Here is a 23,612-nt window from a genome sequence, read left to right on the forward strand (position 1 = left end):
CTAGGACGGTGCCCGCAACAACGGTCGGGCACCGTCTCCGGGTGGAATCCCGCCCGGACCCGGTCATCGGAATCAGGGAGGAACATGCTCGAAGTACGTGGGGGAAACCCGCTGGACGGCACCGTCAGGGTCCGCGGCGCCAAGAACCTGGTGCCCAAGGCGATGGTGGCCTCCCTGCTCGGTGAGACCCCGTCCGTGCTGCGCGGCGTGCCCAACATCCGCGACGTCGAGATCGTCACCGGACTCCTCGAACTCCACGGAGTCCGCGTCACCTCCGGCCCCGACGGCGACCAGCCCGACGGCGAGCTCCACCTCGACCCGGCAGAGGTGGCACAGGGATCCATCGTCGACATCGACGCCCACGCCGGGTCCTCCCGCATCCCGATCCTCTTCTGCGGACCGCTGCTGCACAGCCTCGGTCAGGCCTTCATCCCCGACCTCGGCGGTTGCCATATCGGCGACCGCCCCATCAACTTCCACCTCGACGTGCTCCGCAAATTCGGTGCTGAGGTCGACAAGACCCCCGGCGGCATCATGCTCAAGGCCACCAGCCGGCTGCAGGGCACGAAGGTCAAACTGCCCTACCCCTCGGTCGGCGCCACCGAACAGGTGCTGCTGACCGCAGTGCGCGCCGAAGGCGTGACCGAGCTGCGGGGCGCTGCGATCGAACCCGAGATCATGGATCTCATCGCGCTGCTGCAGAAGATGGGCGCGATCATCACCGTCGACACTGACCGGGTGGTGCGCATCGAAGGCGTCGATTCGCTGCGCGGCTTCATCCACCGTGCCCTGCCCGACCGCAATGAGACTGCATCGTGGGCCTCGGCCGCGCTGGCGACCGGGGGAGACATCTTCGTCGCGGGTGCCAGCCAGCCCGAACTCATCACCTTCCTCAACATCTTCCGCAAGATCGGTGGGGAATTCGACGTCCGGGAGACGGGCATCCGGTTCCGCCACCCCGGCGGCAAACTCCGGTCCTTCGCCCTCGAAACAGACGTCCACCCCGGCTTCATGACCGACTGGCAGCAGCCGCTCGTCGTCGCCATGACCCAAGCCGAAGGGCTGTCGATCATCCACGAGACCGTGTACGAGAACCGCTTCGGCTTCACCGACGCGCTGCGCTCGATGGGGGCCAAGATCCAGCTCTACCGCGAATGCCTCGGCGGCACCCCCTGCCGCTTCGGACGGCGGAACTACCAGCACTCGGCCGTGATCTCCGGACCCACCGACCTCAGAGGCACCCGCATCGACGTGCCGGATCTGCGCGGCGGATTCAGCCACCTCATAGCCGCCCTGGTCGCCCAGGGCACGAGCGAAGTCCACGGAATCGAACTCATCAACCGCGGATACGAGAACTTCCTCGACAAGCTCGTCGGCCTCGGCGCCGAGGTGTCCGCATGAGGGCTGAACCCTCGCCCCGGGCCGCCCCCGAGTCGAAGCCCCTCGTCGCGTTCGACCCCGCCTCGGTGCGCTCGCAGAACCGGGCGGGCACCGTCGCCGCCACCGCGGCCTTCGGACTCATGCGCACGGCCACGAGGATGACCGTCCGCGGGCTCGAACACCTGCCGCCGCAGGGCACCGGCATGATCGTCGCCGCCTACCATGCGAACCATCTCGATCCGATCCTCGTCGGGCTGGCTCTCAAGCGCAACGGTCGGATGCCGCACTTCCTCGCGAAGTCCACACTCTTCACAGGTGCCCTGGGCGCCATCCTCAAGCGCATTGGGCAGATCCCGGTGTTGCGCGCCTCGGCGCAGGCCGGGGACTCCCTGGCATATGCGAAACAGGCCCTGGCCAACGGGCAGACCGTCGTCATCTACCCCGAGGGCACGCTGACGAAGGACCCCGAACTCTGGCCCCAGCACTTCAAGACCGGCACCGCCCGACTCGCTCTGGAGACCGGAGCCACGATCATCCCCGCCGCCCACTGGGGACTGGACACGATCTACCCGCGCGGCCAGAAGAAGGTGCGCTTCAGGCCCTTCAGCCATGACACGGTCGTGGCCTTCGGCCCCGCCGTCGACTATTCGGATCTGTGGGATCACCGGGCTGAGAAGAAGACGATGGGAGACCTCTCCCAGCGTGTGAAGAACACCGTTGCGGCGATGGTGGCCGAACTGTCGGGCCGCGAACTGCCGCAGCGTTTCACGAGCAAGGAGACAGGCGAATGAGCGTCGACAAGATCACCGTCCTCGGGGCCGGATCCTGGGGAACCACCTACGCCGCGGTCATCGCCGACGCCGGCTTCCCCGTCACCCTCTGGGCCCGCCGCCCCGAGGTCGCCGCGGAGATCAACAGCTCCCACACCAACGACCGCTACCTGGGCGAGCGAGTCCTGCCCGATGGTCTGAGCGCGACCGACGATGACCTCGCCGCCGTCACCGACGCCGACGTCATCGTCCTCGCCGTCCCCGCCCAGACGCTGCGGGAGAACCTCACCCGATGGAAGCCGCACCTGCGCGCCGGAGTGAAGCTCGTGAGCCTGATGAAGGGCATCGAGGTCGACACCGGCAAACGCATGTCCGAGGTCATCGCCGAAGTCGCCGAGGTCGCCGAATCCCAGATCGCCGTCGTCTCCGGCCCGAACCTCGCCCGTGAGATCGCCGACCGTCAGCCCACCGCCACCGTCGTCGCGTCCTCGGACATCACCACCGCCGAGGCGGTCGCGGAGATCAGCGCGAACGCGTACTTCCGACCGTATACGAACACCGACGTCGTCGGCGTCGAGATCGGCGGGGCGATCAAGAACATCATCGCCCTGTCCGTGGGCATCGCCGACGGGCAGAAGCTCGGCGACAACTCGAAGGCCTCGATCATCACCCGCGGGCTCGCCGAGACCTCCCGCCTGGCCGCGGCCATGGGCGCGGAAGCGCACACCCTCTCCGGGCTCGCCGGACTCGGCGATCTCGTGGCCACCTGCGCCTCGCCCCTGTCGCGCAATCGCACCTTCGGACGCCACCTCGGTGAGGGGATGAGCCTCGAGGACGTCATCGCCCATACCTCGCAGACGGCCGAAGGCGTGAAATCGGCTCCGGCCGTGCTCGCCCTGGGCCGCAGATACGAGGTCGACCTGCCGATCACCGAAGCCGTGTGTGCGGTGCTGGGCGGAAGACTGCAGGTTGACGAACTCGCCGGATTGCTGTTGTCTCGGAAACGTAAGCACGAAGGACCACCGGCCTGAGCCGACCCGGCTGTCAGGCCGCCCGCTGGAAAATGAGGAGCACAAATGAGCGCCAACTCACCGTTCTACAATCTTCCCGAACTTCCGACTTTCACGCTGACCAGCACCGATGCCGAAGACGGCGGGGTGCTCGCCGGCCCCCAGCTCTCCGGTGCCATGGGCGTTCCCGGTGGACAGGACATCTCCCCGCAGCTGTCCTGGTCCGGTTTCCCCGAAGAGACCAAGGCCTTCGCAGTGACCTGCTTCGACCCCGACGCCCCCACGGGTTCGGGTTTCTGGCACTGGGTCGTCACCGACCTCGACGCCTCCGTCACGAGCCTGCCCACGGGCGCCGGTGACCCGGCCTCCGACCTGCTGCCCGCCGGTGCCGTGACCCTGCGCAACGATGCCGGCGAACCCCGCTTCGTCGGCGCCGCCCCACCGCAGGGCCATGGGCCGCACCGCTACTTCTTCATCGTCACCGCCCTGGCCGAACCGCTGGGCATCGACGAATCCGCATCCCCGGCCTTCGCCGGCTTCAACATGTTCTTCAAGGGCATCGGCCGGGCGTGGCTGGAATGCACGTTCGAGGCGAAGTGAGCTAGAGTCTTTCAGTCCGCGCACACGTGAACCGCTGTGCGCAGCCCCCGTGACCGGTCCCAGTTCGCGGGCGTACCACTTCAGCAAGGAAACTCATGGCAGACAACGATCACCGGCCCCTTGTCGCAGTCCTCTTCGGAGGCCGTTCGAGCGAGCACTCCGTCAGCTGCGTCACGGCGGCCGGTGTGATCGGTGCCATCGACGCTGAGGCCTTCGACGTCCTGCCGATCGGCATCACGAAGACCGGTGTGTGGCGGGTCGTCGACGACTGGTCGAGCATGCGCTTCGACCCTGAGAACATGCCCGAGGTCACCGACAACGGCACCGAGGTGATCCCACCGCTGTCCGCCGATGGGGCGCCTCTGCTGCACCGGGATGCCGACGGCAGCTGGTCCGAACTGGGGTCGGTCGACGTGTTCTTCCCGCTCCTGCACGGACGCTTCGGTGAGGACGGAACCCTGCAGGGCCTGTTCGAACTCAGCGACACCGCATTCGTCGGCTCAGGGGTGTTCTCCTCGGCCGCGAGCATGGACAAGCACTATACGAAGTCGCTCATGGCCCAGGCCGGGATCCCGACCTGCCCGTGGGAGCTCGTCACCGAGACGATGTGGGCCACAGGTCGCGCCGAGGTCGAGAACCGTGTGGCCGACCTCGGTCTGCCCGTGTTCGTCAAGCCCGCCCGTGCCGGATCCTCCATGGGAGTCAGCCGGATCGCCGAGGCGGCCGACCTCGACAAGGCTCTGGCCGGTGCGTTCGAACACGATTCCAAGGTCATCGTCGAACCCGAGGTCAGCGGCCGCGAAGTCGAATGCGCCGTGCTCGGGTCCGTGTACGACACGGACCTGCGTGTGTCCTCACCAGGGGAGATCCGCGTGAGCGGGGACCACTCGTTCTACGACTTCAACGCCAAATACCTCGACCTCTCCGCCGCAGAGGTCACCTGCCCGGCCGACCTCGACGAGGAGGTGACGGCCCGCGTCCGGGAACTGGCCGCCTCGGTGTTCCGTCTCTTCGACTGCACCGGACTGGCCCGCGTCGACACCTTCGTCACCGACACCGGCGACGTCGTCATCAACGAACTCAACACCCTGCCCGGGTTCACCCCCACCTCGGCGTACCCGTTCATGTGGGCGCAGTCCGGACTCGAATACTCCGAACTCATCGGCGAACTCATCTCGATCGCGCTCGTCGATCACGCCCGCGCGAAGTAGGGCGTCCGCGGTGGGCGAGCTCTAGCCGTCGATGTCCTCGGCGCCGACGCATTCGGTCTCGGGCGGGAACTTCGACAGGGTCGGTGAGATCGCGGCGAGGACGTCGTTGCCGGACTCGGCCTTGCGGTTGACGAGCACCTCGACGGCGGGTGCGCGCCCGTAGCTGGTGAACTTCCACGTCGTCTCGTCGCCCTCGGCCGGCTTCGAGATCCAATCGACCCCGGACACGCTGACGCAGCTGTCGGTCGTCGGACCGGGAGGAGTGACTCCGCAGCGCAGCACCGCGACATTGGGATCTCCCCACGCCTTCGTGCCCTGCGAGGAGGTCGTGCGCGCCTTCTGACCCGAGATCTCCTCGGGCAGGGTGAGCATGATGTCGGCGCACTTCGGGTTCGCCGCATCCTTGGCCGGTTCGACGATGACGGTGCGCGCACACCCGGTCACCGCGAGACCGGTGAGCACCGTGGCCAACGCGACGAGGGTGAGAGGACGACGGTGCGGCGACCGCGTGAGGCGGCGCGTCGAAGCAGGGCGAGATCGCATAGGACCACCGTATCTCCCGATAACCTGGAGCCATGACCCGACTGTCCGAACTTGGCGAATCACACATCATCTCCCGCGTGCTCACCCGTAATCCCACCGGCGCGCATGTGATCGTCGGACCCGGAGACGACGCGGCCGTGACCGCACCGGACGGGCGGCTCGTCTCGACCGCGGACATGCTCGTGGAGAACGAGGACTTCACTCGCGACTGGTTGGACTGGGGACTGCTCGGACGCAAGGCCGCCGCCCAGAACCTCGCCGACGTCTGCGCCATGGGCGCCCGCCCGCACGGACTGCTCGTGTCCCTGGCCGTCCCGGATGACACGGACATCGCCGACCTCGAGGCCTTCTACTCGGGACTCTTCGCTGAGGCGGAACGCGCAGGACTGGCCCTGGACCGCACCGTGCCGATCATCGGCGGGGACCTGTCGTCGTCGAACCTCATCGTCATCGCCATCACCGCACTCGGGACGGTGGGGGAGACCTCCGCGATTCTGCGCTCCGGGGCTCGGCCCGGCGATGCGCTCTTTCTGGCCGGAACGGTCGGTCGGGCGGCCGCCGGCCTCGATCTGCTCTTCTCCGGTCTCCGCCGCGACACCGCCGCCCCGGAACTCGCCGCCCTCATCGACACCCAGCTGGCCCCACAGCCGGACTACGGCGCACTGCTCACGCTCGGGGCCGCCTCGGCGATGATCGACGTCTCCGACGGACTCAGCCTCGACCTCGCCCGGGTGGCGGCCGCCTCGGGGGTGGGAATCGACCTCGACCGGGCTCTGCTCCAGGAGTTCGTCGACCCGCTGCTGCCTGCGGCCGATTTCGTGCTCGCCGCGAGAGCGCCGGCCGGGTCAGGCGACGCGGGCGGGGCAGGCGGCTCCGCGATGACGGCAGAGGATCTGGCCCTGGCCTGGGTCCTCGACGGGGGAGAAGACCACGGCTTCGCCGCGTCGAGCCGTTCGAGTCAGAGCCCTGGAGTAGGCTGGCGGAGAATCGGACGGATCCGCACCGGACACGATGTCAGCCTCGACGGCACACCCGTGCCGGCGAGCGGTTTCAGCCATTTCGGGAAGTGACATGAGCAACGCCATCAGCCTCAACGGTCGTCTGGCCGCACGCTGGGCCCGACGCGCGGTCGACCGGCTGCGCAAGGAACGCACCGAGATCGACGAACTCAACGTCTTCCCCGTCCCCGACGGCGACACCGGCACGAACATGTACCACACTCTGCGTGCCGCCTACCTCGCCGTCGAAGAGCTCACCGGGCCCGTCACCCTCCCGCACGTCGTCGCCGCACTCGCCGCCGGGGCCGGACGCGGTGCCCGCGGCAACTCGGGACTCATCCTCGCCGTCGCCCTCCAAGGAGTCGCCGACGCCCTGGCCGGAGTCACAGTCGCCACCGCCGACGCCATGGCGACCGCCCTCGAGACCGCCTCCGATCGGGCACGCTCCGCCGTCGCCCGGCCCGTCGACGGCACCATGCTCACCGTCCTCGACGCCATGGCCGTCGAAGCCCGCGAACGCGCCGACGACGGGGCCGACCTGTTCGAGGTCATCGAAGCCGTGCGCGAACGCTCCCGGTCCGCGCTGCGGGAGACCACCGGACAGCTCACCGTGCTGCGCGAGGCCGAAGTCGTCGACGCCGGATCGACGGGAATCGTCGAACTCTTCGACCTCCTCTACGCGACCGTCACCGGACGCACCCCACAGGATTCGATGCTCGCCGAGGTGGCCCGCGCCCCGAAGATCATCCACGAAGCCACCGCCGACGAACTCGAGATCGTCGCCATCCTCGCCACCACACCCACGGACGCGCTCGCGGACGAACTCGACCGCCTCGGCGGGACCTCGATCGTCATCAACGCGGCCAAGGTCCACGTCCACGTCGCCGACGAAACGACCGCCGCGACCGTCATCGACCGCCTCGGCGAGTACGGGATCGCCCGGCTCGATATGGAAGATCTGCGCATGCACGAGGAGGAGGGGGAGACGAAGCTCATCGCCCTGGTCAAGGGCACGGGACTGCTCATGCACACCGCCCTCAACGGGGCCACGGCCTTGACCCCGGAGGTGGGGGATCTGTTCGAGACGATGTCCGAACTCATCGCCGCCGAGGACCGGGAGGTCATCGTCATCCCCAGCTCGACCTCGGCGCTGAAGTCCCTGGCCGGGCTGCATGCGCATGTCGTGCGCTCCCGCAACGTCGGCACCCTGCTCTCGGCTTTGGCCGTCTACGACCCCTTCGCCCCGGCGGCGGAGATCTTCGCGGATATGACCGAAGCGGCCGCGGGCACTCGGGTGGGCACGATCTACTCGGCCGACCAGCTCGCCTCCGACCCGCCGACAGGGATGCTGCCGATCATCGGCGAGGACGGAGCGGCTCATCCGGCGCAGTTCTACCGGGTCTTCATCGAAGGCAGAGCGAAGACGCAGAGCACGGAGCTGCGGACCCTGGTCGAGAAGCTCGCCGATCGGCTGCTCGGGGCCGGGGGAGAGCTGCTCACCGTCGTCCACGGCCCCGACTGCGCACCGGAGGTGCTCGAACACCTGCGGGACTGGATCCAGAAGTCACATGCGACCGTCCACTTCCAGGACATCGATGCCAGAGACCCCGGGGTGCTCGTGATCATGGGGGTCGAATGACGACGCGGCTCGAAGACAACTTCCGCAAGGCCGACCGCACTCACCTGGCCAAACGCGGGGTGCATTCGGTCACCGACCTGCTCCGCTTCTTCCCCCGCCGCTACCTCGTGCCGGGCGAGCGCACCGAACTCGGCGCCCTGCCGCTGGGCGAGACCGCCATCATCCAGGCGGAAGTCATCCGGGTGGAGACGCGACGGATGAAGCAGCGGCGCGGAACCATCACCGAGGTCATCGTCCACGACGGACAGCAGTCGATGAAGATCGCGTTCTTCAATCAGCACTGGTTGGAGAAGACGCTGACCCCGGGTCTGACCGTCGTCTTCGGCGGCAAGGTCGAATCGTTCCGAGGGCAGCTGACCCTGGCGTCTCCGGTCTGGCTCAACCGCACCGAGGATGACCACGAGTGGACCCCCGAGGACCTCAATTCGCCGTTCCCGATCTACCCGGCCGTCAAAGGCATCGCCCAGTCCCGGCTGTGGAGTTCGATCAAGACTCTGCTCGCCGTCGCCGGGGACGAGGAGTTCGACGACCCGCTGCCGAAGGGGCTGCGGGAAGCTCATGAGCTGCCGGATCTGCGCACGGCGCTGGAGGCCATGCACCGGCCGCGGACGATCGAGGACGTCGAACGGGCGCGGCTGCGGTGGAAATGGGAGGAAGCGCTCGCCCTGCAGACCGAGTTCGCCGCCCGCAAGGCCACCCTGGCCGCCCAGAAGGCGACACCGCTGCTGACCCAAGGGGAGAAGAGCCGCCGCTTCGACGACGGGCTGCCCTTCACTCTCACCGCCTCGCAGGTCAGGGTCGGTGAGGAGATCGCTGAGGACATGGGCGCCGATCGGCCGATGCACCGGCTCCTCCACGGTGACGTCGGCTCGGGTAAGACTCTCGTGGCTCTGCGGGCCATGCTCACCGCCGTCGACTCCGGTGCCCAGGCCGCCATGCTCGCCCCCACCGAGGTGCTCGCGGCTCAGCATTTCCATTCCATTCAGAGCCTGCTGAACGAACAGATGGCACTGTCGCCGCTGCTGGCCGATGACGATCAGGTGACGGTGGCGCTGATGACCGGGTCGATGCCGGCGAAGGACCGTCGCGAACTCGCCCTCGACCTGGTGACCGGGAACATCGACATCGTCGTCGGAACCCATGCGCTGCTGTCGGAATCGACGATGTTCGCCGCCCTCGGTCTCATCGTCGTCGACGAGCAGCACCGCTTCGGTGTCGAACAGCGTGAGGCGATGCGCGCCAAGGGCGGGGAGACGACTCCGCACACGCTCGTGATGTCGGCGACCCCGATCCCGCGCACGGTGGCGATGACGGTCTTCGCCGACCTCGACATCTCGACGCTGGACGAGATGCCGGCGGGCCCGAAGGACATCGCCACGCATGTGGTGCCGATCGTCGAGCAGCCGAACTGGTACGCCCGGGTCCGGGAGCTGATGCGGCAGACCGTCGAGGACGAACGGGGAGTCTTCGTCGTGTTCCCGCGGATCGAACCCATGGACGTCGAAGATCCGGAGTCCGGGGAGGTGCTCGGGCAGAAGCAGGGGATCGAGGACATCACGCGCAAACTCCAGGAGACTCCCGAACTCACCGGCAGGAAGTTCGGTCTGCTGCACGGGCGGATGTCCGCCGCGGAGAAGGACCGGGTGCTCGCGGACTTCCGCAAGGGCGATATCGAGATCCTCGTCTCGACGACGGTCATCGAGGTCGGAGTCGACGTCGCGCGGGCGACGATGATGGTCATCATCGAAGCCGAGAACTTCGGTGTCGCCCAGCTGCACCAGCTGCGCGGACGCGTCGGCCGTGACGGCAGCGCGGCCATGTGCTTCCTGCTCACCGAGATGAGCGAGACGGATGAGAGCTACGGGCGCCTGCAGGCCGTGGCCGAGACACTGGACGGATTCACCTTGGCCGAATACGACCTCGACTCCCGAGGCGAGGGCGACGTCCTCAGCGGCTCCCAGTGGGGCGGGTCCTCGCTGCGGCACCTGTCGATCCTCCGCGACTCCGAGATCGTGGCCGAAGCGAAGAGGGTCGCCGAACAGATCGTCGCCGTCGACCCCACTCTCGAGGCGGTGCCTGCGCTCAGGGCCTTCATCAGGCGCGTCCTGCCCGAGGACGACGCCCACTTCATCGAGGCAGGCTGAGGAGGCAGACATGAGAATCATCGCCGGAGCACACAAAGGGGCCAAGCTGACCTCCCCGTCGGGGGCGAACACCAGACCGACGTCCGACCGGGTCAAGGAATCGCTGTTCTCCATGCTCGAGGGCTACGGTGTGCTGCAGGCCGCGAACGTCCTCGACCTCTTCGCCGGTTCCGGTGGTCTCGGCTTCGAAGCGATGTCGCGGGGAGCCGCTCAGGTGGACTTCGTCGATTCCTCCCTGGCGGCGACCCGCGCCCTGGAGTCCAATGCGGACAAGCTCGGCCTCGACCATTCGGCCGAGGTCCACACCGGGGATGTGCTCCATTTCCTTGCCGGGCTGCCCGGTCCTGACGATCCGGAGTCGCGGGTCTTCGACCTCGTGTTCATGGACCCGCCCTATCCCTTGGGCGAGGACGCGGTCACGCAGATCCTCGGTCGCCTGAGCGCACACCTGGACATGGAGTCCATCGTCGTCATCGAACGCGCCTCGCGCTCGCCCGAGCCGACGATGCCCGACGGGCTGGAGGTCTTCCGTTCGAAGACCTTCGGCGAGACCGCGATCCACTTCGTCCAGCTCACAGCGGAGCCGGACGTTGCGGGCGCAGCGGAGGGCTAGAGCACGCTGGAGAGGAACGAACGGGTGCGCTCGTGCTGCGGGTTGTTGAAGATCTGGTCCGGCGGGCCCTCCTCGAGGACCTGACCGCCGTCGAACATCATCACCCGGTGGGAGACGTCGCGGGCGAACTGCATCTCATGCGTGACCAGCAGCATCGTGATGTCCGTGGTCTCGGCGATGTCGCGCAGGACGGCGAGAACGTCGCCGACGAGCTCTGGGTCGAGTGCCGAGGTGACCTCGTCGAGGAGGAGGATCTCCGGGCTCATCGCCAATGCGCGGGCGATCGCCACACGCTGCTGCTGACCGCCGGAGAGCCGCGTCGGATGCTCGTCGGCCTTCTCCGCCAGTCCGACTCGCTCGAGCAGCTCCTCGGCTTCCCTGCTCGCCTCCGCCTTCGACTTGCCGAGCACGTGCACAGGGGCCTCGATGATGTTCTCGAGCACCGTCATGTTCGGGAACAGGTTGAACTGCTGGAAGACCATGCCGATGCGGGTGGTCATCTCACGCGTGCGCTTCTTCGGCAGCTCGACCCGCTTGCCGTCGCGCTCCTCGAACGTCAGCGGCTGCCCGTCGACGAAGATGTAGCCGCCGGTGAGCTCCTCGAGGGTCATCACCAGGCGCAGGATCGTCGTCTTGCCCGAACCGCTGGGTCCGATGAGGGTGACGCGTTCGCCGGGAGCCACAGTGAAGTTGAGGTCCTTGAGCACGGTGGTCTTTCCGAACCGCTTCTCCACGTCCTTGAATTCGATCGCCGGGGTCGCCGAGGCAGACGGCGATGGTCCCGGAGTCGAGGCGGCCGCTGCAGTGGGATCGGTCGGGTTCGTCGGGGTGTTCTCAGTAGCGGGCAAGGCGTCGGTCCAATCTCTGAATGAGCAGTGAGGTCGGGTAGCTGGCGACGAGGAAGATGATTCCGGCCAGTGTGAAGGCTTCCGTATAGGCGAATTTCGCCGCTCCGAACTGCTGCGCCGAGGTGACGAGCTCGACCACGGAGATCGCGAACAGGAACGGTGTGTCCTTGAACATCGCGACCGCGTAGTTTCCCAGAGAAGGGATCGTCGCTCGCAGGGCCTGCGGCAGCACGACCGCGGTGAAGGTCCTCACCGGCGGCAGCGAGAGCGCGGTGGCCGCCTCGAACTGTCCCGGCGGCACCGAATCGATGCCGGCACGGTAGCTTTCGGACATATACGTCGAATAGTGGATGCCGATGACGATGAAGCCGATGACGAGCGCCGGCACATCGACCAGGCCGGGTATGCCCGCGAAGATGTAGTAGACGAAGATCAGCTGCACGACCAGCGGCGTGTTGCGGACGAAGGCGACGAGCAGTCGGACGAGCCAGTTGATCCAGCGCGGCAGTCCGCGGATGGCCACGGCGATGATGAGGCCGAGGACTGTGGCGATGAGCGTGCCCACGACGGTGGCGATGAGCGTGTTGACGAAGCCGCGGAGCAGGATCGGCAGGGCTTCGAAGGCGAATTCCCAATTCCAGATCATCGGTCTCCCCCTCTCGAGCCGGCGCCGGCACCCCTGATCTGAGACTTGAGGCGGTCCTTGCGTACGGCATCCTCACGGGCGAGGCGCCTGGCCTTGCGACGGTCGGATCGCGAGTTCGGTCGTCTGCGTCCCAGAGCGGCCGTGGCTCTGCGTTCGAGGAAGTTCATGAGCTCCTGGATCAGCCAGGCGATGACGAAGTAGATGATGAGGCCGACGGTGAAGGCGAAGTACGTGTCATTCGTGGACTGACGCAGCTGCGTGATCTTGTCGGTGAGGTCCTGGAGAGTGATGAATGAGACGACCGCGGTGCCCTTGAGCAGCTGAATGAGCAGGGTGGCCAGCGACGGGATCATCAGAGCCCAGGCCTGTGGGAAGATCACGCGGATCATCCGTCGGGTGGGGGAGAGGCTCAGTGCGATCGCGGCCTCCCATTGCCCTTTGTCGACGGTGGTGATCGATGAACGGACCACCTCGGCGGAATAGGCGCCGTAGTTGAGCGCCAGCGCTCCGATGCCGCAGATCATAGGGTCGAGCTCGACCCCGAGGAGCGGGAAGACGTAGAACAGCCAGAACAGCTGCACGAGCAGGGAGGTGCCGCGGAAGAATTCGACGATGATCCGCGCCGGGACGCGCAGCCACGCATGCGTGGACGTCATCGCGAGTCCGAGAACGAGCGCGATGATGATGGCGCCGAGGCTTCCGACGACCGTGAGGATGATCGTCGTCTGAACTCCCTCCCACAGCTGTGGGAGGAAGTTCAGCAACGTCGTGAGGTTTTCGGTCATGGTGTTTCAGTTCGCGTCGGCTCAGGAGTCGGCGGTGGGAAGTTCGCCCTTGCACAGCTGATCGGTCGTGATCGAACCGTCCGGACGCTCCTCCTTCGTGAAGCCGTAGTCCCCGACGATGTCGAGGTAGGACTTCTCGTCGGAGACGATCTTCTCCAGGGCCGTGTTCCATTCGTCGCGGATCTCGTCGTCACCGGTGCGGAAGACCGTGGCACCGGCTCCGACCTGCGGGACTCCGTCGATCTCCTGGACGAAGGATTCGCTGACTTCGACGTCGGCGTCCTTGTTGTTCTTCGCCATCCAGTTGAGCGAGATGCCCGTGAGGGCGAAGACATCGGCACGACCGGTGGTCACAGCGTCCATGCCGTCCTGCGGGGTGCCGACCTGCTGAGCCTTGATACCCAGGCTCTCCGCGTAGTCGGATTCGATCGCACCGGTCATGGTGGCGAGCTTGAGGCCCTTCTCCTTGACGTCGTCAAGGGTCTTCATCCCCTCCTGCTTGCCCTTCTTCGTCATCAGAGCCGTGGTGTACATGAACTCGGGATCGCCGAACGAGGCCTGTTCGCAGCGGTCGGGCAGAATCGACATGCCGGCCGAGATCGCGTCGAAGCGCTCGGCGTTGAGACCCGGGATGAGTGAGCCGAACTCGGTGTTGACGCCTTCGACGTCATCGACGCCGAGCTCCTTGAACACCGCCTTGGCCAGAGCCACGGACGCTCCTTGGAGCTCACCGCCCTCTTCGAAGCTGTACGGGGCTTCACCGGCGAAGCCGACCGTGATCTTTCCCTCGTCGACGGCCTTCTGCAGAGTCGACTTGTCCGAGTCGCTTCCGCCGCAGGCACCGAGGGTGAGCGTCAGCGCGAGGATCGATGTCGCGGCGGCCAGTCCTTTGAGTTTCATTTGCTGTTCCTTCCTTGAACGTCGACACATCAACGTGACGTGCGTCTCTGAAACAGTATTCAATACTCATGTTGTCCGAATGTCACACTGTCTGACAACGTTATATGATCGTGACCGTGACGAATTCTCCTGCCTCCGAGCTGCCGGTGCTGCGCAAAGTGGTCCGCTCCTCGACGATCGACCTCATCGTCGATCAGATCCGCAACGCCATCTACAGCGGTTCGCTCGAGCCCGGCCAGTCGATCAACGAAGTGCGCACGGCCGAGCTGCTCGCGGTGTCGCGCCCGTCCCTGCGGGAGGCCCTGCAGCGTCTCATCAGCGAAGGCGTGATGACGCATGCTCCCGGACGGGGCGTGCATGTGAGGCGGATGCGCACCGCCGATATCGATGACGTCTATGCCGTGCGCGAGGCGATCGAATCGCAGGCGGTCAAGCTCGTCATCCGTCACGGTCGGGCCACCTCCCGGATCGGGCAGTCGCTGCGGGAGCTGGAGTATGCCATCGAGGACAACGTCGCGCGCACGATCGGCGACGCCGACCTCAACTTCCACCATGCGATCGTCGCGTGTTCCGGATCGACGCGACTGACCGACCTCATGAAGGTCTCGATGGTCCACACCCGCCTGCTGTCACTGTCCGACAAGCGCGGCTACGAGGTCCGGTGCGACCTCATCGACAGTCACCGCAAACTCGCCGAGGCGGTCGCCGCCGGCGACGAACCCCGTGCTCTGGCCATCGTCGCCGGGATCATGGCCGAGTCGGCCTCCCGCCTGCACGGATTCGGTGACGGCTTCGACGGACGGACCCTCAAGGGCCGCGACGATGAGTCACAGGCCGATGACCAGTGGCTGCAGCTGCGCGAGCAGCCGAACGATACGATGAGAGCATGAAGGTCGTCTGCCCCGGTTCCTATGACCCGATCACCATGGGTCATCTCGATATCATCGCCCGCAGCTCTCGGCTGTTCGAGCAGGTGGTTGTGGCGGTCGTCCACAATCCCTCGAAGTCCGGTCGCTTCGACCCGGAAGTCCGCGCGGACCTCATCCGCCGGTCCCTGACCGAGGACGACCGCACCCGGGATGCCGCGAACATCACCATCGACCTCGTCTCCGGCGGCCTCCTCGTCGACTACTGCGCGAGCATCGGCGCCCCCGCCGTCGTCAAGGGTCTGCGTTCGGGCACCGATTTCGCCTACGAACTGCCGATGGCGCTGATGAACAGGCACCTGTCCGAACTCGAGACGATCTTCGTCCCCGGCGACCCGAAGTTCGAACACGTCTCCTCCTCGCTCATCAAGGAAGTCCACTCAGGCGGCGGGGACATCGAAGGCCTCGTCCCCACCTCGGTGCTGGCGGCTCTGCGGGGCGACGTGCCCGGCGACGACGGCGCCCGCTGAGGAATGAGCGCGGCAGCACCGGCCAACCGGGCCTGGTTCCCAGGCCTCGTCATCCACACCGTGCTCGCGCACGCCACCTACAACGGCGTCCGCGTCCTCATCTCCTACCGCACCCTCGAGCTCGGCGGAACGGGATTCGTCCTCGGCCTGATGACGGCCGTGTACTCCCTCGTCCCGCTGCTCACCGCCCTGTTCATCGGCCGCCTCGTCGATCGCGGCTACGCCACCGCGGTGCTGTGGACGGGGACGGTGCTGTCGGTCCTGCCCGTCGCGCTCGCGGCCATGGCCCCCAACCTCGGCGTGCTGCTGGTCGCCACGATGAGCCTGGGCGTCGGGCAGCTGCTGACCACGGTCGCCTCCCAGGCGCTCATCCCGCAGAGCTTCCCGGCCGCACAGATGACCTCGAAGTTCGGCCACCTCACCCTCGGCGTCTCGATCGGACAGACCATCGGACTGCCCCTGGCGGGAATGGTCGCCGACGCCACCTCCGGAGACACGGCGATCACGAACGCCCTGTGGTTCATGACCGCGGTCTCCGCGCTCACCCTCATCGCCGCCGTCATCGTCATGCTCCGCGGCAGAACCCCGCACGTCTCCCGCGCCGAGGCGGCCGCAGGTGCGCAGACACCGTGGACTCTGCTGTCGCTGCGGGGGATGAAACCGGCGATCTTCGCGTCCATGGCCACACTGGCCGCCGTCGATCTGATGACCGCCTACCTGCCGCTCATCGGGCAGCAGAACGGACTGTCCGTGACCACGGTGACCTGGCTGCTCGCGCTGCGCACCCTGGCTTCGGTGGTCTCACGGCTCTTCATCGGAAGCCTCACGGCCAGGTGGCGGAACCTGTCCCTGCTGTGGACCGCCTCGGCGACGGCCGGAATCAGCGTCGTTCTCATCCCCGTACTGAGCCAGCCGTGGATGCTCGGCGTGCTGCTCACGGTCGCAGGATTCTGCTTCGGGCTCACCCAGCCGCTGACCATGTCCTGGGTCTCCACTCTCGCCGATGCGAAGAACCGGGCCGCGGTGCTCTCGATCCGCTTGGCGGGCAACCGACTCAGCCAGGTCGCGATTCCGTCGGCCGCCTCGGCGCTGACGGTCGTCGCCGGATCGGGGATCGTGTTCACGATGTCCGGGGTGCTCCTCGTCATCGCCGGCGCCGTGACATGGCGCAGCGAACACGAACGATGGTGACGAGGAACACCTTCGCGGGCAGCGACGGCCGATTGGTATTGGCCGCCCACAATGATTAGAATGGTGAGTCGCGTGTGAACGCAGGAGCGACATCCTCAAACGCACCAGGAGGACAGGGCATGAAGAACAGATCTGAATTCGTCTATGATCTCAGATCCATGGGATTGCTCGGTCATCCGGGTGAGTGGGAACGGGTGAACACCACCTTGTCGGCTCCAGCGGATCTCAAGATCGAAGTGATCGGGGTTGCGGAAGGTTCACCACTGACGCTCGAGCTGATGTTCGAGAGTGTGTCGGAGGGGATCTACGTGTCGGGCACAGTCTCGGCGACGGCCCGCGGCGAAGACGCAAGGACGCTCGAACCCATCGAGCTGCCTATAGATGTGGACATCCAGGAGATGTACGTCTATGAGCAGGCCGAAGGGGACGAGGACTCCTACGTCATCGACCGGGATCAGCTCGACCTCGAGCCCGCGATCAGAGACGCCGTCGTGATGGCTCTGCCGTTCAATCCCTCACGGGATGAGAGCGAGGAGTTCAGCTACACCTTGGGGGAGGACCTCGAGGTGGACGAGGACGAATCCGAATCGCCGTTCGCATCATTGAAGAATCTGTTGGAAGAGAAGAAAGAGAGCTAGACGTGGCTGTTCCGAAGCGTAAATTGTCGCGCAGCAACACCCGCCACCGTCGTTCGCAGTGGAAGGCCAAGGCTCCGAACCTGGTCAAGACTGTGGAGAACGGTCGCGTTGTGTACTCGCGCCCCCACCAGGCCAAGGTCGTCGAAGACGCAGCCGGCACCCCGCTGTACCTCGAGTACAAGGGCCGCAAGGTCGCTGACGTCTGAGACTGTGGACACTGATACCACAGCAGCACTGAAGAAGAGTCTCGGGATCGATATTGATCCCGAGACTTTTCGTCTCGCGCTCACGCACCGCTCCTTCGCCTTCGAGGCCGGTGGCATCCCCACCAACGAGCGCCTCGAGTTCCTCGGCGACTCCGTTCTGGGCCTCGTCGCCACCGAGTCGCTGTTCTACGACAACCCGGACCTGCCCGAAGGCCAGTTGGCCAAGATGCGTTCGGCCGTCGTCAACACGCGCGCCCTGGCATCGATCGCTCGCCGCCACGGCATCGGCGAGCACATTCTGCTGGGCAAGGGCGAGGAGCTGACCGGCGGCCGGAACAAGGACTCGATCCTCGCCGACACGGTCGAGGCCCTCATCGGCGCCACCTTCGTCTCCCGCGGACGCGAAGAGGCCTTCGCCTTCGTCCACCGGCTCATCGACGGCATGCTCGACGACGCGGTCAACCTCGGCGCGGGCATGGACTTCAAGACCACCCTGCAGGAGGCCGCGGCCGACCTCGACCTCGGCGCCGTGAGCTACGACATCACCTCGTCCGGGCCCGACCATGCGATGGTCTTCACCGCCACAGCGATGCTCGGCGCGAACAGCTGGGGCGCCGGCGACGGGTCCTCGAAGAAGGCCGCCGAAGCCGCAGCCGCCGAGGTGGCCGTCAAAGCCATCCGCACCATCTACCCGGACTACCGGCGCTGAGTCTCTTCGTGCTACCGGGTTCTTCGCTGACCGACGGGACGATGTCCTGATGCCTGAGCTTCCCGAGGTCGAAAGCGTTCGTCGCGGCGTCGACGAATGGACGGCCGGAACCACGATCACCGGCGCCGAGGTGTCCGACCCGCGAATTCTGGGCACGACGTCCCAGCGACGCATCGATCCGTCCGCGGTCGACGGATTCGTCAGCGCCGTCCAGGATGCCCGAATCCTCGGAGCAGAGCGGCGCGGGAAGTTCATGTGGCTGAGCCTGGCGGAGCAGGCCGGACTCTCTGCCGGTCCCGAACTCGGCATTCTTCTTCATCTGGGCATGAGCGGTCAGCTGCGCATCCACTCACCCGGTGAGGAGGTCCACCGGCACACTCGGGCGGTCCTGCACCTCGACAGCGATCGCGAACTGCGCTTCGTCGACCAGCGGATCTTCGGCCATATCGGCGTCCAGCCTCTCGTGCACGGGTACGGTCGCCTCGTCCCCGCCTCGGCGGTGCACATCGCCGCCGATCCTCTCGAGTCCGCGTTCGACCTCGGGGCGGTCGTCGGTGAGCTGGCGCGCAAGCGCACGGCGATCAAGTCGGCGCTGCTCGATCAGACGCTCATCAGCGGGATCGGGAACATCTATGCCGACGAGGCCCTGTTCCGGGCGGGAGTCCACCCGTTGGCGGTGCCCGCGCGGACACGGAAGAGCCGCCTCGCCGCCGTGCTCGAATCCGCGACGAAGGTGATGAGCGATGCCCTGGCAGTCGGCGGGACGAGCTTCGACGCTCTCTACGTCAACGTCAACGGCGAGTCCGGCTACTTCGACCGGGCGCTGCTCGTCTACGGGCGCGGCGGCCAGGAATGCGTGCGCTGCGGGACCGAGATCGCGAAGATCACCGTCGGCGGCCGCGGCACCCACTACTGCCCGAACTGCCAGAGGTCCCCGCGGTACCGGTAGCCGGTGTCAGCCGTCCGGCGTTGCCGGGCAGGTCGGTGCGGTTGCCTGACCACCTGTGCCTGACCACCTGAGCATGAGCGACACAGTTTCCTCACTATGAGACTGGCACGACTCCAGAGCATGCCTCACCGATACGTGCTCGCGCCACACGTCGCCGCGCTTCCTACTGTTGGCGCTCCACCAGTCACCGGCAGCGACTTCTCATCCCGTTGCACAGGTGCGAGATGACGCTGACGGTGATGGATGCTGCGCTGAGGCGGCTCCTTCGCAGTGATTGCCGCGTAGAATCGGGGCAAGACACTGCTGGTTCGGCCGGCGGAGGGGAGGAACAGACATGTTCACGGTTCCGACTTTCATCGGTGCGGTCGTGCTGCTGCTCGTCAGGGCACTGCTGACCGTGGCCTTCGTCCGCGAATTCTTGGTCAAGGCCAAAGACATTCCGGCGTTTGCGAGGAACGACGGTCTCAACGTTCCGACCGCGTGGTTCGTCGCCGTTGCCGAGCTCGCCGCCGCACTCTCATTTGCGACCGGCGTCCTCGCACAGTTGGCCGGAATCGGCGTGATCGTCCTGATGATCATCACGTCCAGTCTGCACGTCTTCAAATGGCATTCGACGTATTGGGCCTCAGCCGGCGGACCCGAATACGACCTGCTTCTGCTGGTGCTGGCCGCCGTCATCACAGCATTCGGGGCCGGCCCGATAGCGATCCCAGCCCTGTTCGGCATGTGACGGCGACGCGATCCAGTCGGCTCAGGACGAACGCGTCAGCCGGCGGATGAAGAAGAGCGTCGCCACGGTGAGCAGACCGGGTACCGCAAGCCCGAAGACGATGAATGCCGGCAGGGCGTCCAGTCGGTCGAGCATCCATTGGAAATTCATGCCGAAGAAGCCCGTCGCCAAGGTCAGCGGCAGGAAGATCGTCGCCACGAGGGTCAGCCGTTCGGACACGACGCTGTCCTGTTCGTTGAGGACGTCGCCGAGCATCGCGTAGAGGCGGGTGGTCATCGAATGGTTGGCTCCGAAGGCGGTCTCCGCTCGGGCGAGCAGCCTCTGATGATCCTCGCCGAGGCTCTGCGAGAGCTCCTCGTCCGCCGATAGGAGGTTCTTCTGCGCCGCCTGGGTCTCTCCGATGCGGAAGAGCTCGGCGCGCAGCCGTCCCATGGACCGTCGCTGCGGGGACGATGCGTAGCCGATCGCCTGTGTTTCGAGTTCCTGGCACCGTTCATCGATCTCATCGAGAGCCTCCTCGCAACGGCGAGCCACGATGAGCACGAGCCCGACCAGCACCGACCAAGTGTCGTCCGAACCGACGGGGAGTCCCGCTTTGATGGCGGCCAGCGCCTTGTCGTCGCCGACGACGAGCAGGCCGCGGTCGCGAGCATGGAGCCGCAGAGTGTGCTGCTCTCTGTCCTCGTCGAGAATCAGCAGCACCAGACTGATCTGATCGTCTGAGAGAGCAGCCATCGGTCGCCTCGGCGAAGGATGCGCGGTGTGCAGCTTCAGGTCGAGGACTGTCGACGCCTCGTCCGCAAGCTCCCTGTCTTCGGGCGTGGCGAGGACACAGAGCGTGTCGGAAGTGTGTTCACGCAACGCCGCGATGCCGTCGACAACGATCATCCGTCTCGCCCTCCGTCTCTCACCACCAGCAGTGCTGCATGCGAACACAGTACCAAGACGCGGGTGTCAGGGTGTCCTCGCAAGATACGCCTGGTGGCCGTCGATGAGTGCCCTCTGCGCCTGCGAATGGTCGGGGGCGCTGAGCAGGTTCGCAGGATTCGTCGGTGAGAGCCACAGCGCCTCGATCTCCACGACAGCTCCGGTCCTGAGCCGAGCGGCCGCGGCCAGGCGGGGTCTGGACCCTGGCACCGGGATGAGGATCCGATCGAGATCCCGCCACGCGATGCGGTGGGGACGTCCGGTGAAACCGCACCAGATGAACTCCTCAGGAGTGATCTCCAACCGGGCACGCGAACCCATGTGGAAATTCACCCAGGCGCCGATGAGCAGGATGACCGGTCCGAAGAGGAAGATGAGAAGCATAGGCTCTGCCAGGATGGCCAAGACGATCACTGTGGCGAACGCGAGCACCGCCATGACGACGAGCATCCAGCCGATGAACGTCGAGATGTTCCCCTCGCATCTGATGACCCTATTCATCTGTCGACGTCCTTTCCTTCAAAACACCCGACGGCGGCCCAGCAACCGCGCGCGGGGTTGCTGGGCCGCCGTCGGGTAGCACGAGGGGTGTCAGGCCTTGTCCGCGGACGAATCCTCGTCCTCGACCTGCAGCTCAGAGGTCTCGAGGCCGAAGATCTCGCCGTTGTACTCGTCGACCGCAGTGGCCACCGAGGTCTCGAGCACGTGCGCCGCCAGCTGCTCCTGGATGATGAGGGGATCCTTCGACAGGTCCTTCCACACCGCCACGCACAGCAGCAGCATGACGAGGACGAACGGCAGGGCGGAGACGATCGTGATGTTCTTCAGCCCGTCGAGGGCCTCGGCGGGATCGGAACCACCGGCCAAGAGCATGACTGCGGCCACGGCACCGGTCGCGGTGCCCCAGAAGATGACGAGACCCTTGCCCGGTTCCTGCATGCCGTTGGCAGACAGGGTGCCCATGACGATCGATGCGGAGTCCGCACCGGTGACGAAGAAGATCGCGATGAGCACGACCGTGACGATCATGAGGATGATCGCGATGAGGTTCGGCAGCGGCAGAGCGCCGAGGAGGTCGAACAGGACCGTGTCCATGTCGATGTCCGGCTCGCCGTCGACCATGTTAGCCAACGCCTTGACCGTGCCCTCGCCGCGTTCGGCGCGTTCCTGGATGCCGATGGCACCGCCGCCGAAGATCGCGAACCAGATGGTCGAGACGACGGAGGGAACGATGAGCACACCGGTGACGAACTGGCGCACCGTGCGACCGCGCGAGATGCGGGCGATGAACAGGCCGACGAAGGGCGACCAGGACACCCACCACGCCCAGTAGAAGACAGTCCACGACGACAGCCACTCATTCACACCCTGCCCGTCGGCCGCGGTCCGCGAAGCCAGCTGCGGCAGGTCCTGGATGAACGAACCCACCGAGGAGGGGATGACGTTGAGGATGAACAGAGTCGGGCCGCCGATGAAGACGATGAGGGCGACGATGACGGCGAGCACCATGTTGATGTTCGACAGCCACTGGATGCCCTTCTCGACACCCGAGACCGCCGAGGCGACGAACGCAGCGGTGAGGATGGCGATGATGATGACGAGCACCGGTGAGGAGACATCGGACATGATGCCTGCCGACTCGATGCCGCCGCCGATCTGAATGGCGCCCAGCCCCAGCGAGCAGGCCGAACCGAACAGGGTCGCGAGGATCGCGAGGATGTTGATGATCTTGCCGCCGAAGCCGTTGACGGCGCGTTCGCCGAACAGCGGGGTGAACATCGAGGAGAACAGCTGGGAGCGTCCCAGGCGGAACGAACCATAGGCCACACCGAGACCGACGATGGCGTACATCGCCCACGGGTAGAGCGTCCAATGGAACAGAGTCGTTCCCATGGACGTGCCCATCGCCTCAGCCGTGGACCCGTCGACGGTGTTCGGGGGAGGGGACATGTAGAAGAACAGGGGCTCGCCGACGGCGGAGAACACGAGTCCGATGCCCATGCCCGTGGCGAACATCATCGCAATCCACGAGGAGGTCTTGAACTCCGGCTTCTCATCGTCCTTGCCCAGCGGGATCCGCCCGAAACGGCTGACGGCGACGACGATGACGAAGATCGTGAAGATGGTGGCGGCGATGACGAAGAGCCAGCCGAAGTTGTCCATCACACCGGTCAGCAGCGTGCCCGCCACATTGCCGAGACTGTCGGGGGAGACGAAGCCCCAGACGACGAAGGCGACGGCGAGGATGCCGGCCGCGAAGAAGACCACCTTGTCCAGACCCTCACGTTTGAAGGGCCGGAGCGCGGTCGTCGGATTCTTCAGGTGCTCGATGAGCTCCTGGATCTTGGTATGTTCACTGCTCATACTCAATCGGGCCGACAGGAAGCGGGTCCCTCGATGGCGCAGAGGAGGGCGGGCATTCCCGTCGGCATTCCTTCCTTGAATGGACTGCATCGGACTGGCTCCGAAACGATTCGAGCAGAGCGCACTTCATCGCATCTCAGCTGATCTCTGCAGACGATGAGGAAATAGTGGAGCATTTTCGTCTGCTCGGTCCGCTTCGTCGCCTTCACTGTGCTTCACCGCCGTATCCCGCAGTGAGAAGTCGGGGCCCCGTCGCGCACGACGGGGCCCCTTCCAGCTCCCCCGGCTGGGCTCGAACCAGCGACCCTTCGATTAACAGTCGAATGCTCTGCCAACTGAGCTACGGAGGAAAACGGCGCAGTCGTCTGCGCACGAGGAGAAACTCTACCAAAAGATTCGGGATCTCGCCGCCGCC

General features: G+C 66.0%; 25 protein-coding genes and 1 tRNA gene. 17 read left to right on the forward strand and 9 right to left on the reverse strand.

The annotated features are described in order from the left end of the window. The first annotated feature begins 84 nt into the window (after positions 1-84). The 5 genes from murA (at position 85) to FHG09_RS13590 (ending at position 4,971) form a co-directional block, all read left to right on the forward strand. Positions 85-1,401 (forward strand): UDP-N-acetylglucosamine 1-carboxyvinyltransferase, encoded by a 1,317-nt coding sequence (murA, locus tag FHG09_RS13570; RefSeq protein ID WP_152348187.1) that lies wholly within the window; start codon positions 85-87, stop codon positions 1,399-1,401. Beyond that, positions 1,398-2,171 carry a lysophospholipid acyltransferase family protein gene (locus tag FHG09_RS13575; RefSeq protein ID WP_152348188.1) on the forward strand — a complete coding sequence of 258 codons (774 nt, stop codon included), beginning with the start codon at positions 1,398-1,400 and terminating at the stop codon, positions 2,169-2,171. The genes murA and FHG09_RS13575 overlap by 4 nt, the downstream gene beginning before the upstream one ends. Then, positions 2,168-3,181 (forward strand): NAD(P)H-dependent glycerol-3-phosphate dehydrogenase, encoded by a 1,014-nt coding sequence (locus tag FHG09_RS13580; RefSeq protein WP_152348189.1) that lies wholly within the window; start codon positions 2,168-2,170, stop codon positions 3,179-3,181. The genes FHG09_RS13575 and FHG09_RS13580 overlap by 4 nt, the downstream gene beginning before the upstream one ends. A 45-nt stretch (positions 3,182-3,226) precedes the next feature. Then, on the forward strand, positions 3,227-3,760 hold the full coding sequence (locus FHG09_RS13585; RefSeq protein WP_152348190.1) for a YbhB/YbcL family Raf kinase inhibitor-like protein: 534 nt from the start codon (positions 3,227-3,229) through the stop codon (positions 3,758-3,760). 95 nt (positions 3,761-3,855) lie between these two features. Further along, positions 3,856-4,971 (forward strand): D-alanine--D-alanine ligase family protein, encoded by a 1,116-nt coding sequence (locus tag FHG09_RS13590; RefSeq protein WP_152348191.1) that lies wholly within the window; start codon positions 3,856-3,858, stop codon positions 4,969-4,971. A gap of 21 nt (positions 4,972-4,992) precedes the next feature. Here FHG09_RS13590 and FHG09_RS13595 read toward each other — a convergent pair whose 3' ends face one another. Continuing rightward, on the reverse strand, positions 4,993-5,514 hold the full coding sequence (locus FHG09_RS13595) for a DUF3515 domain-containing protein (RefSeq protein ID WP_152348192.1): 522 nt from the start codon (positions 5,512-5,514) through the stop codon (positions 4,993-4,995). 32 nt (positions 5,515-5,546) lie between these two features. Here FHG09_RS13595 and thiL point away from each other — a divergent pair, with 32 nt between their 5' ends. From thiL to rsmD, 4 genes are read left to right on the forward strand one after another with little or no spacing between them, the layout of a single operon-like run. Then, positions 5,547-6,584: a thiamine-phosphate kinase gene (gene thiL / locus FHG09_RS13600; protein ID WP_152348193.1), complete on the forward strand. Its 1,038-nt coding sequence runs from the start codon at positions 5,547-5,549 to the stop codon at positions 6,582-6,584. Position 6,585: 1 nt separating this feature from the next. Next, complete coding sequence (locus tag FHG09_RS13605) at positions 6,586-8,151, forward strand: DAK2 domain-containing protein (protein ID WP_152348194.1); 1,566 nt, start codon at positions 6,586-6,588, stop codon at positions 8,149-8,151. Beyond that, positions 8,148-10,295 carry an ATP-dependent DNA helicase RecG gene (locus tag FHG09_RS13610; RefSeq protein ID WP_152348195.1) on the forward strand — a complete coding sequence of 716 codons (2,148 nt, stop codon included), beginning with the start codon at positions 8,148-8,150 and terminating at the stop codon, positions 10,293-10,295. The genes FHG09_RS13605 and FHG09_RS13610 overlap by 4 nt, the downstream gene beginning before the upstream one ends. A 10-nt stretch (positions 10,296-10,305) precedes the next feature. Continuing rightward, on the forward strand, positions 10,306-10,908 hold the full coding sequence (gene rsmD, locus FHG09_RS13615; protein WP_152348196.1) for a 16S rRNA (guanine(966)-N(2))-methyltransferase RsmD: 603 nt from the start codon (positions 10,306-10,308) through the stop codon (positions 10,906-10,908). On the opposite strand, the gene ehuA is transcribed toward rsmD, so the two are convergent. The 4 genes from ehuA to ehuB form a co-directional block, all read right to left on the reverse strand. After that, positions 10,905-11,657 (reverse strand): ectoine/hydroxyectoine ABC transporter ATP-binding protein EhuA, encoded by a 753-nt coding sequence (gene ehuA, locus FHG09_RS13620; protein WP_193627395.1) that lies wholly within the window; start codon positions 11,655-11,657, stop codon positions 10,905-10,907. The two genes, rsmD and ehuA, sit on opposite strands and share 4 nt — an antisense overlap. 85 nt (positions 11,658-11,742) lie before the next feature. Further along, the gene (gene ehuD / locus FHG09_RS13625; RefSeq protein ID WP_152348197.1) at positions 11,743-12,402 is read right to left on the reverse strand and encodes an ectoine/hydroxyectoine ABC transporter permease subunit EhuD; all 660 of its coding nucleotides are present in this window, start codon (positions 12,400-12,402) and stop codon (positions 11,743-11,745) included. Then, positions 12,399-13,187, reverse strand: a complete 789-nt coding sequence (ehuC, locus tag FHG09_RS13630; protein ID WP_152348198.1) for an ectoine/hydroxyectoine ABC transporter permease subunit EhuC — start codon at positions 13,185-13,187, stop codon at positions 12,399-12,401. The genes ehuD and ehuC overlap by 4 nt, the downstream gene beginning before the upstream one ends. A 21-nt stretch (positions 13,188-13,208) precedes the next feature. Continuing rightward, a complete protein-coding gene (ehuB, locus tag FHG09_RS13635; RefSeq protein WP_152348199.1) occupies positions 13,209-14,087 on the reverse strand; it encodes an ectoine/hydroxyectoine ABC transporter substrate-binding protein EhuB in 879 nt (292 codons plus the stop codon). Positions 14,088-14,203: 116 nt separating this feature from the next. On the opposite strand from ehuB, the gene FHG09_RS13640 reads away from it, so the two are divergent. The 8 genes from FHG09_RS13640 to FHG09_RS13675 all read left to right on the forward strand — a co-directional run bounded on the left by FHG09_RS13640 (position 14,204) and on the right by FHG09_RS13675 (position 19,906). Beyond that, positions 14,204-14,977: a GntR family transcriptional regulator gene (locus FHG09_RS13640; protein WP_152348200.1), complete on the forward strand. Its 774-nt coding sequence runs from the start codon at positions 14,204-14,206 to the stop codon at positions 14,975-14,977. Then, positions 14,974-15,483: a pantetheine-phosphate adenylyltransferase gene (gene coaD, locus FHG09_RS13645; protein WP_152348201.1), complete on the forward strand. Its 510-nt coding sequence runs from the start codon at positions 14,974-14,976 to the stop codon at positions 15,481-15,483. Before FHG09_RS13640 ends, coaD begins: the two co-directional genes overlap by 4 nt. 3 nt (positions 15,484-15,486) lie before the next feature. Then, positions 15,487-16,674, forward strand: a complete 1,188-nt coding sequence (locus FHG09_RS13650) for an MFS transporter (RefSeq protein WP_152348202.1) — start codon at positions 15,487-15,489, stop codon at positions 16,672-16,674. A gap of 74 nt (positions 16,675-16,748) precedes the next feature. Then, complete coding sequence (locus FHG09_RS13655; RefSeq protein ID WP_227492764.1) at positions 16,749-17,312, forward strand: YceD family protein; 564 nt, start codon at positions 16,749-16,751, stop codon at positions 17,310-17,312. 2 nt (positions 17,313-17,314) lie between these two features. Next, positions 17,315-17,518 carry a 50S ribosomal protein L32 gene (gene rpmF / locus FHG09_RS13660; RefSeq protein ID WP_025777330.1) on the forward strand — a complete coding sequence of 68 codons (204 nt, stop codon included), beginning with the start codon at positions 17,315-17,317 and terminating at the stop codon, positions 17,516-17,518. 4 nt (positions 17,519-17,522) lie between these two features. Next, the gene (gene rnc, locus FHG09_RS13665) at positions 17,523-18,227 is read left to right on the forward strand and encodes a ribonuclease III (RefSeq protein ID WP_152348203.1); all 705 of its coding nucleotides are present in this window, start codon (positions 17,523-17,525) and stop codon (positions 18,225-18,227) included. Between the two features lie 49 nt (positions 18,228-18,276). Next, on the forward strand, positions 18,277-19,176 hold the full coding sequence (gene mutM, locus FHG09_RS13670) for a bifunctional DNA-formamidopyrimidine glycosylase/DNA-(apurinic or apyrimidinic site) lyase (RefSeq protein ID WP_152348204.1): 900 nt from the start codon (positions 18,277-18,279) through the stop codon (positions 19,174-19,176). Positions 19,177-19,510: 334 nt separating this feature from the next. After that, positions 19,511-19,906: a DoxX family protein gene (locus FHG09_RS13675; protein ID WP_152348205.1), complete on the forward strand. Its 396-nt coding sequence runs from the start codon at positions 19,511-19,513 to the stop codon at positions 19,904-19,906. A gap of 21 nt (positions 19,907-19,927) precedes the next feature. Here FHG09_RS13675 and FHG09_RS13680 read toward each other — a convergent pair whose 3' ends face one another. From FHG09_RS13680 to FHG09_RS13695, 4 genes are all read right to left on the reverse strand, one after another. Further along, positions 19,928-20,641 carry a CorA family divalent cation transporter gene (locus FHG09_RS13680; RefSeq protein ID WP_193627388.1) on the reverse strand — a complete coding sequence of 238 codons (714 nt, stop codon included), beginning with the start codon at positions 20,639-20,641 and terminating at the stop codon, positions 19,928-19,930. Between the two features lie 219 nt (positions 20,642-20,860). Next, positions 20,861-21,334 (reverse strand): hypothetical protein, encoded by a 474-nt coding sequence (locus FHG09_RS13685; RefSeq protein WP_152348207.1) that lies wholly within the window; start codon positions 21,332-21,334, stop codon positions 20,861-20,863. 90 nt (positions 21,335-21,424) lie between these two features. Further along, on the reverse strand, positions 21,425-23,197 hold the full coding sequence (locus FHG09_RS13690; protein ID WP_227492765.1) for a BCCT family transporter: 1,773 nt from the start codon (positions 23,195-23,197) through the stop codon (positions 21,425-21,427). A gap of 277 nt (positions 23,198-23,474) precedes the next feature. After that, positions 23,475-23,547, reverse strand: a tRNA-Asn gene (locus FHG09_RS13695). Between the last annotated feature and the right edge of the window lie 65 nt (positions 23,548-23,612).

The organism is Brevibacterium sp. CFH 10365 (assembly GCF_009299785.1).
Taxonomy (GTDB): Bacteria; Actinomycetota; Actinomycetes; order Actinomycetales; family Brevibacteriaceae; genus Brevibacterium; species Brevibacterium limosum.